We start from the raw sequence: 9,782 nt of genomic DNA on the forward strand, positions 1-9,782 counted from the left end.
TGGCCGTGGGATCAGGTGAGGGCGAGGGGCCGGAGGATGGGGAGAGGCGAGGTCCCGGGGGTCAGGTGAGCTGCGGCAGGACCTTCGCGCCGAAGGTGTCGATGAACGCCTCCTGCTCCTTGCCGACGTGGTGCAGGTAGATCTCCTCGAAGCCCAGCTCCGCGTACTCGTTCAGCCGGGCGGCGTGCCACCCCGGGTCCGAGGAGACGTTGACCACCTCGGCGACCCTGGACGGCGGCACGTCCTCGGACACCACGTCGAAGAGCTCGGCCGTGTCGAGGTCCCAGCAGACGGGCGGGCGGAAGACGTTGCTCCGCCACTGGTCGTAGGCGACGGCCAGGGCCGTCTCGTCGTCCTCGGCCCAGCTGAGGTGAACCTGGAGCGCCAGCCGCCCCCGGCCGCCCGCGTCCCGGTACGCCCCGATCATCCGGCGCAGCGTCTCGATCGGCGCGTTCACCGTGATCAGTCCGTCGGCCCACTCCGCGCACCACCGCGCCGTCTCGACGCTCACCGCCGCCCCCACCAGCTCCGGCGGGGTCTCCGGGCGGGTCCACAGCCGGGCCCGGTCCACGGTCACCAGGCCGTCGTGGCTCACTTCCTCTCCGGCCAGCAGCGCCCGGATGACGTCGACGCACTCGCGCAGCCGTGCCGTACGGACCGGCTTGCGCGGCCAGCCCTCCCCGGTGATGTGCTCGTTGCTCGCCTCACCGGTGCCCAGCGCGGCCCAGAACCGGCCGGGGAACATCGCGGCGAGGGTGCCGATCGCCTGGGCCACGATGGCCGGGTGGTACCGCTGGCCCGGGGCGTTGACCACGCCGAAGCGCAGCCCCGTCGCCTGCAGCGCCGCGCCCAGCCAGGACCAGGCGAAGCCGGAGTGTCCCTGGCGCGCGCTCCACGGGGAGAAGTGGTCCGACGACATCGCCGCGGCGAAGCCCGCCTGCTCGGCCCGGACCACCGCCTTCAGCAGCGCGGCCGGATGGATCTGCTCGTGTGAGGAATGGAAGCCATAGGTCGCCATGCCCTCCGGTTACCCAGAGAACGGCGTTCCAGACGGGGATCAGGCAGGCGGACGGCCCGGCAGGCGAGGGGTCAGGCAGGCGGACGGCCAGGCAGGCGAAGGGTCAGGCGTCCCGTCCACGCGAGGCCGGGCGGGCGGAAGACCGGGCGGCCCGCCCGGGAGGCGTCAGGCGGCCCGTTCGTCGTCCAGGCGGGCGGCGAAGATCTGCGGCCTGACCACGGCGACCGGGCAGTGGGAGTGGTGCAGCACCCCGTGACTCACCGAGCCCAGGACCAGCCCGGCGAGCGCGCCCCGCCCCCGCGTCCCCGTGACGACCAGGTCCGCCCCCTCCGAGGCGTCGATGAGCGCCTGCACCGGGTGACCGGTCACCACCTGGCGGACGATGTCGAGTTCCGGATGCTCCTTCTCCACGGCCCCCACCGCCTCCTCCAGGACATGCGTCCAGGCGGCCTCGATCTCACCGAGTTCGATGAGCAGCGGGGGCATCGACTCGGCCGCCGGGGTGGTCAGGGTCCACGCCAGGATCGCCCGGAGCCGCGCCCCGCGCAGCACGGCCTCGGCGGCGGCGAACCGGAGCGCCTCGGCGCCCGCCGGTGAGCCGTCCACGCCGACGACCACCTCGTCGAACGACTTCCCCGGTTCCAGCGGGCCGCGGACCACCACCACCGGGCAGGACGCCTGGGGGACGACCTTCAGGGCCACCGAGCCGAGCAGCAGGCCGGAGATCCGGCCCGTCCCCCGCGAGGCCACCACCAGCATCTCCGCCTCTTCGGCCTCGGCCACCAGCACCTGGGCGGGGTCGCCGGCCGCGATGGCGTCATCGATCTTCAATCCGGGTTCGCACTCCCTGGCGCACGCCACAGCCTGGTCGAGGAGCACGCGGCCGCCGTTCAGCAACCACTTCCGGACCTCCTCTATCCCGGCCTCCGACGGATGGTGCAGCCACGCGTACACGGCATGCACCACCCGGAGCGAGAGCCTCCGGCGCACCGCCTCCCGAGCCGCCCACCGCACGGCCCGCAGGCTGTCCGCGGACCCGTCGACACCCACCACCACATGTCTCATGGATGGCCCATACCCCGTGGAAAAGGCGCCATCCCGGTCGGCGTCCCGCCCGGTAATCGGGATGCAACCGGTGTGAAAGCGATCTCCGATTCTCTTGATCCGTTACAACAGCACGCCGTATTTCTGGGAACGGGGAACGTCGATGACACGGATGAGGATGCTGGGCATGGCGGTCGGGGGCTGCGGCGCCGTCCTCCTCGCCGCGGGAATCACCGGGATGACCATGTGGCCGATGCCGGGCTGGGCGACTCCGGCGTTCGTCTCCGGCATGATGCTGACGCTCCTGGGATCCGGCGCGACGGCGTGGGCCTTCCACGCCGCGACGATGAGCCGGGTCATGTCCGCCTTCGAGCCGAACACCTCGGCCACGACGGTCGGCGGGCTCTTCGGGATGGTCCACGAGATGGCGCGGGGCAACGACGACCTGCGTTCCGGCGGGACTCCCGCGACGGCGCTCGTGATCTCCATGACGGACACCGGGGTGACCGTGAACGACCTGCCGATGGTCGCCTTCGAGCTGGAAGTGTGCCGCGCCGGCGCGGCCCCCTACCGCGTCTCACACCGGGAGACCCTGCCCCGGCTGCTGGTCGGGGCCGTGCTGCCCGGCTGCGTGCTGGCCGTGCGGATCGACCCCGCCAGGCCGGAGCGGCTGGCGATCGACTGGAGCGTGCCGCCGGGCGAGGGCGGGCCGGTGATCACGGAGCGCCTGTCCGCGGCCGACCTGCTCGCCCGGGGTCTGCCGGGCTCCGCCACCGTGCTGGGCACCTTCGCCCTGAACGGCATGACCGCCGAGAACGGCGACCCGATCGTTGGGTTCATGCTGCGGGTGACCCTGGACAGCGGGTACTCACCGTACGAGGTGCGGCTGGGCCACCGGGTGCCCTCGGCGCACCTGCACCGGACCCTGCCCGGCACGAACCTGCCCGTACGGGTCGCCGCCGAGGACCCCGAGAAGGTCGCCATCGACTGGGAGGCGTGACGGACGGCCCGGGTCACCCTGTGACCCGGGCATCCGGATCACTCCATGTCGTCCGGCGACTGCGCATGCGAGGGCAGCCAGTCGCGCTCCGCGCCGGGCTGGGCGTCCCCCTCGGGCTCGGCGTCGGGCGACTGGGCCAGCGGCGGCTGGTTCTCCCGCCCGCCCGGCGCGGGCTCCTCCCCGGGACGCCCTCCTCCGGCCTCCCCGGTGCTCTCCCGCCCGCCGGCGCCGGTCTCTTCTGACTGGACCATGGCTCTCTCCTCCTGTCGCTCAGGCTCACGCATACCCGGCCCGATCAGGAGAATTCCCAGGGTCACCCCTCCGGCCGGCCCCACCGGCGCTTCCTCAGAGGGCGGCGGCCGAGCCGCCGACCCGTTCCTGCTCCGCCAGGATCGCCTCAAGCACTTCGGCGTCGTCGCCGTGCGCCGTCATGACGAGCCCGGCGTCCAGTTCGGCCTGCGAGAGCGGGCCCGTGGTCCGGGTCGCGTACCACCGGCCCGCATCGCTTCTCCAGATCGACCAGACTCCGGCGTACCGCCTGCGCACTCGTTCCCAGCCAGCGTCCTGCAGCGAGAGCAGCACGTGTCACCACCTCCAGGGAGTCAACGGGGAACCTCAGAATCTCCCCGCGCGGACACACGCGGTAGTGAGAGACTCCCTCACCGTCCGGAGGCGGATCTTCCTGTCTCCCTGCCCCGCGTCTCCTCTCCCCGCCGTCCCCGGTTCCGGTTCCGGTTCCGGCGTGAATCGCTCCCCGGGACGTCCGGCGCGGGTCACTCCCCGGGCAGCCTCCACACGCCCGCGCGGATCAGGTGGTACAGGAGGATCAGCTGGGTGATCCGGAGCGGCTCGTTGCGGGAGCCGTCCGGCATGCGGCCCAGGCAGGCGGGGAGCGGCTCGGGCACGCCGAGATCGTGCCAGATCGCCTTGGCCACCACGTCGGCCTCCAGCGGGTCCGCGTCCCCGTGGACGTGCAGGGCGTCCACCGGGCCGCCGTCGGAATCGCGGGTGAGCGTGAGGTGGGCCGCCGCGCCGGTGGCGCTGGAGAGGATCCGGGCGAAGTCGGGGTGGCGGATCGTGGGACGCAGCAGCAGCGTCGCCGAGAGCGGAACGTCCTCGCGGCCCTCGACGGGCGCGAAACGGACCACGATGTCCGCTTCACGGCGCTGGGGGCGGACGAAGGTCGCCGAGTCCGCCTCCCGCCGGGAGATCTCGGCCACGGCCTGCGCGCGGGTGTAGCCCCGCCGCGCCGTGTCCCGGTTGATCTTCCATTCGCTCCTGACCCGTTCCGGCGGATCGAGGTAGACGGTCACGTCGAAGCAGGCCCTGGCCAGCTTGGTGTGGAGCGGGAGGAGACCTTCCACGATCACCAGGTCGCGCGGTTCGACCAGGCGCGGCCGGCCGAGGGAGCCGTCGCGGTGGTCGTAGACGGGCTTGAGGATCGGCTGGCCCATCGCCAGCAGTTGCAGATGCTGCTCCATGATCTGCATGTGGTTGCAGGTGGGGTGGAGCGGGGTGAACGGCAGGCCGCGCCGTTCGGCCCGTTCGTAGCGGTGGTAGTCGTCCACGCAGACCGAGGTGCTGCGCTCCTCGCCCAGCGCCTCGGTCAGACCGCGGGCGACGGTCGTCTTGCCGGCCGCGCTGTCTCCGGCGATGGCGAGCATGGCGGGCCGGAACGACTCGGCCCGGTGGATCCGCATCAGTTTGTGGGGCATCGGGCGGCTCGCTTCCACGGGGTGAGGCGGGTCGGGGCGCGCCGTGGAGCCTCGCCTTCCCGCTTCGCGGCGGAGGGGGGTTCCGCGGCAGGCCGTCACCCGGACGGTACGCCGCGTGACGGAAGCCGCCTTCCCCCATCCGGGTGAGACGCTGGGGGATCCTTAAGTGCCCCCATTTTTCGTACCTTGGGCGCATGAGGAGCCCACCTCTCCGGCTCGTGACCGTCGACGACCACCAGATGGTCCACGACGGCCTGCGGGCCATGCTGCGGTCCTACGGCGACCAGGTGCGGATCGTCGGGGAGGCGCGCGACTCCGACGGGGCGCTGCAGGCCGTCCTGGACCACGAGCCCGATCTGGTCCTGCTCGACGTACGGCTGCGCGGCGAGAGCGGCCTGGACGCCTGCGCCAAGATCCTGCGGGCCCGGCCCTCCTGCCGGGTGGTCTTCATGACCGTCTACGACGACGAGCAGTACGTCTACCAGGCGCTGCGGATCGGCGCCTCCGGGTTCCTGCTCAAGGACGTGACCGGCGCCGAACTGGTCGGCTCCCTGATGCGGATCGCGGCCGGGGAGGTCCTGATCGCCCCGATGCTGGCCGGCCGGATCGCCCTGTCCGCCGCCCGGCTCCACGCCGGCGAGTTCTGGCCGGGCGCCCATCTCGGTCTCACCCAGCGCGAGAGCGAGGTCCTGGCGCTGATGGTGTCGGGGCTGACCAACAAGGGCATCGCCGCCCGCCTGACCGTCAGCGAGGAGACCGTCAAGACCCACACCCGCGGCATCTACCGCAAGCTCGGCGTCAACGACCGCGTCACGGCGGTGGCCACCGCCCTGCGCGAGGGGGTGTTCCGGTGAGCCGGCTCGGGCTGACCGATCCGGAGCGGGAGGCCCGGCTGCTCTCCCGGATCATCGAGACGATCTCCACCGGGCTCGACCTGGGCGAGGTCGTGCAGGGCGTGGCCGCGCTGATCACCGAGACGACCGAGACGGACGTCTGCTTCGTCCACCTGCTCGACGACAGCGGCCGGCGGCTCGTCCTGCGCGGCGCCACCCCGCCCTTCGACGAGCTGGCCGGCCGGATCGAGCTGAACCTCGGGGAGGGCGTCGCCGGCTGGGTCGCGGCGCACGGCAGGCCCGTGGTCATCGACGACGACAAGCTCGCCGACCCCCGTTACAAGTACATCCCGCAGTTGCGGGGCGAGGACTTCACCTCGATGTGCTCGGTCCCCATCGCCACCCGCCCCGGTCACCTGGTCGGCGTCCTCAACGTGCACACCCGGGTGCGGCGGGCGTTCACCTACGCCGACGTCGAGCTCCTGCACTCCGTGGGCGGGCTGATCGCCGGGCCCATCGAGAACGCCCGCCTCCACCGCCGCCTGGCCGAGCGCGAGGAGGCCATGGAGCGCTTCGCCGAACGCGTCGTCCTCGCCCAGGAGACCGAACGGCGCCGCCTCGCGGGAGAGATCCACGACGGCATCAGCCAGCGCATCGTCAGCCTCTCCTACCACCTGTCCGCCGCCCTGGACGCGCTCCCGCCGGAGAGCGCGCACCACGTGACCGCCGAGCAGATCAGGCGGGCGCGGGCGCTGGCCGACGACGCGCTGGCCGAGACCAGGTCCGCCATCGAGGGTCTCCGTCCCCCGGTGCTCGACGACCTCGGCCTGCCCGCCAGCCTGGCCAGCCTGGCCAGGTCGTTCCCGCAGCTGACGGTCGAGGTCGATCTGGCCCCCGTGCGCCTGCCCGGACACGTCGAGACCGCGATCTACCGGGTGGCCCAGGAGGCCCTGTCCAACGTGGCCAGGCACTCCGGCGCCGGGTCGGCCGTGATCAGCCTGGCCGTGCGGAGCGGCGACGTCGAGCTGGAGATCGAGGACGACGGCGTCGGCTTCGACCCCTCCCGCCTGGCCGAGCACCCCGCTCCCACCGGTTACGGCCTGGGCGGCATGCGCGAGCGCGCCGAGTTGCTCGGCGGGCGTCTGGAGGTGCACAGCCGCCGGGGCGCGGGCACCCTGCTCCGGGTCGTCATCCCGGTGAAGGGCGCTTTGTGACCCGCCGCGGACGCGTCGCTACCAGCGGTTGCGCACCTCCTCCGCCCAGCCGGTCAGGCCGTCGAGATCGATCCACTCGCCGTCGTCGGCCCGCGCCCGCCCGGTGAAGTGGCCGAAGCACTGGTGCGTCTCGTTGGCCACCACGCCCAGGTCGGTACGGGCCGCCTTCTCGTGGAACGGGTGGAACTCCGCCTCGACCCGCGGGCCGGTGATCCGCCACGGGCGCAACCAGTCCGTCCGGTCGTAGCGCCACTCCAGCTCATCGCCGATCTTGTGCAGCCGCCCGGCCACGAACAGCGCGTTCTCCGTCAGGCCGGTGCCGTCGGTCCACTTGCCGCCGAGCTGGATCGCCACGCCGGGACCGCTGCCCGCGGCCCAGTTCCAGGTGATCGCGTACGGCCACTTGCCTCGGCCGTGGTCGAGCACCGCGAAGGAGTCCTCCTCGCTCACCTCGTGCTCGCCGGACTCCAGCCTCAACCGCCCGCGCACCGGGCGCCCGACGTCCTTGACCGTGTACTGGAACCGGCTGGGTCCCCAGGGGATCACCACGCCCAGCGACTCGTGCCCCTCGGGCAGCGGCATCTCCAGGTCCAGCTCGACCCCGGGCGCGACCGCGCGCAGCGAGCTGCCGCCGGGATGCTGACCGATCTCGATCGTCACGCCGCCGCCCCGGACGGAGGCCGTCCCGTCCCCGCTGCGCTCGGGCAGCACGGCGCCGCGCGCCAGCGGCACCACGACGTCCTTGGAGATCTCCGTCCCGGTGTCCCGGTCCAGTACGTAGACGCCGTGCAGGCCCGCGTAGTCGAGCGACGAGGCCACGATCCCGATCACATGCCGGGGGGTGACGATCCCCCAGTACTCCCAGCGCTTGGCCCGGCCCCAGCCGCGCAGGTTCGCCCGGTGCAGCGGGCGCCGGGTCCACCCGACCGCCTCGGGGTTGAGACGCCCGTCCGGCAGGCACAGGTCGGTCGGGACGACGATCTCCCGCTCGCGGGTCAGCATGACCAGAGCATAGTTACACAAACCACCCCAGCCACAGCCGGAGCCGGCCGTCCGATGTTCTACGGCAGCAGTCCGTTCTTCCGCGCCCATTCGAGGAATCCGAGGGGAGCGGGCGCTGTTCGAGCAGCATCTGACGCTCCGGCTCTCGGACCAATCCCAGGTTCTTCAACTGGGCGCAGAGCGCCGACCAGCTCACACGGTATTCCGCCGCCAGCCGGATCGCGCGTGTCCGGATGCCTTCACTCGACGCGTTCCAAGCGGTGGTCAGCGACGATCGCGGCAGGAGCAGATGGACGGCGAACGCGTTGATCCTTCGCTCCGTCTCACTCCCGGCCTCTCCCATGGACATGTCCGTGGCGTACTTGTCGTCGAAGAGGTGGCGACCGAGCTCCCGGGGCGCATCGCCGCGTCGCCGATGTCCTCCAGCACCCCGTCCGGCATCCCGAGGCGCCCCCGGACCAGCCGGGCCGTATCTTCCGCAGCCTCGAAGCTCGCGGGCATCGGCAGACGGTAACGTTCCGGGGTCCTCAGAACATCCTCACCGAGCAGCAGCTCGACATCACGCGCGAAGCGATCCACCACCCGGTCGAGCCGGGGCGTCTCCCCCGCGGCGCGCCTCGGCCCGCCTTTCGAGGGGCCGGATACGGTTGTCATCTGCGCAACACGTCTCTCCTCGCCTGCTACTCGTCCAGCTGGAATGCTTCCAGCAACTGTTCCAGGGTGAACTTGTTGCGCAGTTTGCAGGCGCTGTTCTGGTTAGCGAACATTCCCGGGGTCCAGAAGGCCTGATCACGAGGAACCGTCCGAGTCCATGTGACAGGAACTACGTACTCCGACAGCGTCTCGTCGTGATCATCACCTCCGTGTCGGTAGCTTCCTCTCAGATCGAGGTCGGTGAACCGGCGCGGCTCCCCGTCGATCTCCAGGGACGCTTCGCTGGCGGGACGCGCTTCACCGGTCACGGTGCCGACGCCGACATAACCCGCCTTGGGAATATGGGTGAAGATACGCGCCCTGCTGGGGAGACCGATGAGCGTCTTGGAGAACCAGGAGCCGCCACCAGCGGAGACGAATCCGTACCTGCGCGCGTCGTCCCAGTTGCGAACCTCGTCTTCCCCCATGGACACATACCAGTCCTGCCCGTTCCATGCCTCCTTGGTGCCGCTCCGTCTCTGGACGGAAGCCGCACGAGACGGCTTGGTTTCGTCGATCAGCCAGGTGCGTGCCAGGTATCGGCGGCCCTCGTCTTCGAAGTACCGGAAGAACATGACGTTGACCGGAACCTCGAACGAGCTGAGATAGTTCACGATGCGTTCCGTGGCGGGATCCGCATCATGAGCCACGATCGTCAGACGGTGATCGGCATTGAGTTCGTCAGGAGGACTGACACCGAACACCTTGGAGAAGGCCACCTCGAAGGGGGCCTCTTGACGGAATGCGGTGTAGACAGCCAGGACATCCTCGTGGCTCAGGTTCTTGACCCACGAGGCATAGTCGAGGATCTGAGCCACGACTTCCCGCGGAGTACGGCCGCGTTTCAACTCCAAGACGTGAAGCGTGCCGTCGCCGTCGATCCCGAGCAGGTCGATGAGCCCGCCGAAGTCCGTGGGCACCTGCCGCCCAATGATCAACATCGGCTCGCCCAGGATCGCGGGATCCTGGGCGATCAGCGTTTCCAGTTGTGATTCCAGTGGAATCGCACCGGAGGTGACGCGAACCGGTTCACCGCTCTCACCTATCCGCCAGAGTCCTACCTCGTACGCCATGCGAACCCCCTCGCCCAGGAGACTTTGGCCGGCACCACGCTCGGCTGCCGGGCGTCATGGTGCCCCTCATGGAGGCACTCGGCACGGAGCGAACACTCACCAGTGTTTCAAGAAAAATCCGGTTATAGATCAAAATTGCCTGGGCGTGACCTACCATCTTCCGTGATGCGGTCGAGCGGATCGGGGAGAT

Annotated in this window: 11 protein-coding genes; 3 read left to right on the plus strand and 8 right to left on the minus strand. The window is 70.8% G+C overall.

What is annotated here, in order from left to right; all coding sequences use genetic code 11:
* Nucleotides 1-61 precede the first annotated feature (61 nt).
* Together Plo01_RS22050 and Plo01_RS22055 are read right to left on the minus strand one after the other, a co-directional pair.
* Nucleotides 62-1,018, minus strand: a complete 957-nt coding sequence (locus tag Plo01_RS22050; RefSeq protein ID WP_203892548.1) for a TIGR03885 family FMN-dependent LLM class oxidoreductase — start codon at nucleotides 1,016-1,018, stop codon at nucleotides 62-64.
* A 165-nt stretch (nucleotides 1,019-1,183) separates the two neighbouring features.
* Nucleotides 1,184-2,083: a universal stress protein gene (locus tag Plo01_RS22055; RefSeq protein ID WP_203892549.1), complete on the minus strand. Its 900-nt coding sequence runs from the start codon at nucleotides 2,081-2,083 to the stop codon at nucleotides 1,184-1,186.
* A 142-nt stretch (nucleotides 2,084-2,225) separates the two neighbouring features.
* Between Plo01_RS22055 and Plo01_RS22060 the strand changes: the two genes are divergently transcribed.
* A complete protein-coding gene (locus Plo01_RS22060; RefSeq protein WP_203892550.1) occupies nucleotides 2,226-3,062 on the plus strand; it encodes a hypothetical protein in 837 nt (278 codons plus the stop codon).
* Between the two features lie 38 nt (nucleotides 3,063-3,100).
* Here the strand turns inward: Plo01_RS22060 and Plo01_RS22065 are convergent, their stop codons facing one another.
* The 3 genes from Plo01_RS22065 to Plo01_RS22075 form a co-directional block, all read right to left on the minus strand.
* The gene (locus Plo01_RS22065) at nucleotides 3,101-3,313 is read right to left on the minus strand and encodes a hypothetical protein (protein ID WP_203892551.1); all 213 of its coding nucleotides are present in this window, start codon (nucleotides 3,311-3,313) and stop codon (nucleotides 3,101-3,103) included.
* 94 nt (nucleotides 3,314-3,407) lie between these two features.
* Complete coding sequence (locus Plo01_RS22070; RefSeq protein ID WP_239316823.1) at nucleotides 3,408-3,644, minus strand: hypothetical protein; 237 nt, start codon at nucleotides 3,642-3,644, stop codon at nucleotides 3,408-3,410.
* Nucleotides 3,645-3,835: 191 nt separating this feature from the next.
* Entirely contained in the window at nucleotides 3,836-4,777 is a 942-nt protein-coding gene (locus Plo01_RS22075; RefSeq protein WP_203892552.1) for a phosphoribulokinase, read from the minus strand.
* Nucleotides 4,778-4,971: 194 nt separating this feature from the next.
* Between Plo01_RS22075 and Plo01_RS22080 the strand changes: the two genes are divergently transcribed.
* Entirely contained in the window at nucleotides 4,972-5,631 is a 660-nt protein-coding gene (locus tag Plo01_RS22080) for a response regulator (RefSeq protein ID WP_203892553.1), read from the plus strand.
* Complete coding sequence (locus Plo01_RS22085) at nucleotides 5,628-6,824, plus strand: GAF domain-containing sensor histidine kinase (protein ID WP_239316825.1); 1,197 nt, start codon at nucleotides 5,628-5,630, stop codon at nucleotides 6,822-6,824. The genes Plo01_RS22080 and Plo01_RS22085 overlap by 4 nt, the downstream gene beginning before the upstream one ends.
* An 18-nt stretch (nucleotides 6,825-6,842) precedes the next feature.
* Here the strand turns inward: Plo01_RS22085 and Plo01_RS22090 are convergent, their stop codons facing one another.
* The 3 genes from Plo01_RS22090 to Plo01_RS22100 all read right to left on the minus strand — a co-directional run bounded on the left by Plo01_RS22090 (nucleotide 6,843) and on the right by Plo01_RS22100 (nucleotide 9,592).
* Nucleotides 6,843-7,826 carry a DUF2804 domain-containing protein gene (locus Plo01_RS22090; protein ID WP_203892554.1) on the minus strand — a complete coding sequence of 328 codons (984 nt, stop codon included), beginning with the start codon at nucleotides 7,824-7,826 and terminating at the stop codon, nucleotides 6,843-6,845.
* Nucleotides 7,827-7,839: 13 nt separating this feature from the next.
* The gene (locus tag Plo01_RS41345) at nucleotides 7,840-8,175 is read right to left on the minus strand and encodes an ImmA/IrrE family metallo-endopeptidase (RefSeq protein ID WP_203892555.1); all 336 of its coding nucleotides are present in this window, start codon (nucleotides 8,173-8,175) and stop codon (nucleotides 7,840-7,842) included.
* 331 nt (nucleotides 8,176-8,506) lie between these two features.
* Nucleotides 8,507-9,592: an endonuclease NucS domain-containing protein gene (locus Plo01_RS22100; protein ID WP_203892556.1), complete on the minus strand. Its 1,086-nt coding sequence runs from the start codon at nucleotides 9,590-9,592 to the stop codon at nucleotides 8,507-8,509.
* Nucleotides 9,593-9,782 lie beyond the last annotated feature (190 nt).

This window comes from Planobispora longispora (genome assembly GCF_016863135.1).
Taxonomy (GTDB): Bacteria; Actinomycetota; Actinomycetes; order Streptosporangiales; family Streptosporangiaceae; genus Planobispora; species Planobispora longispora.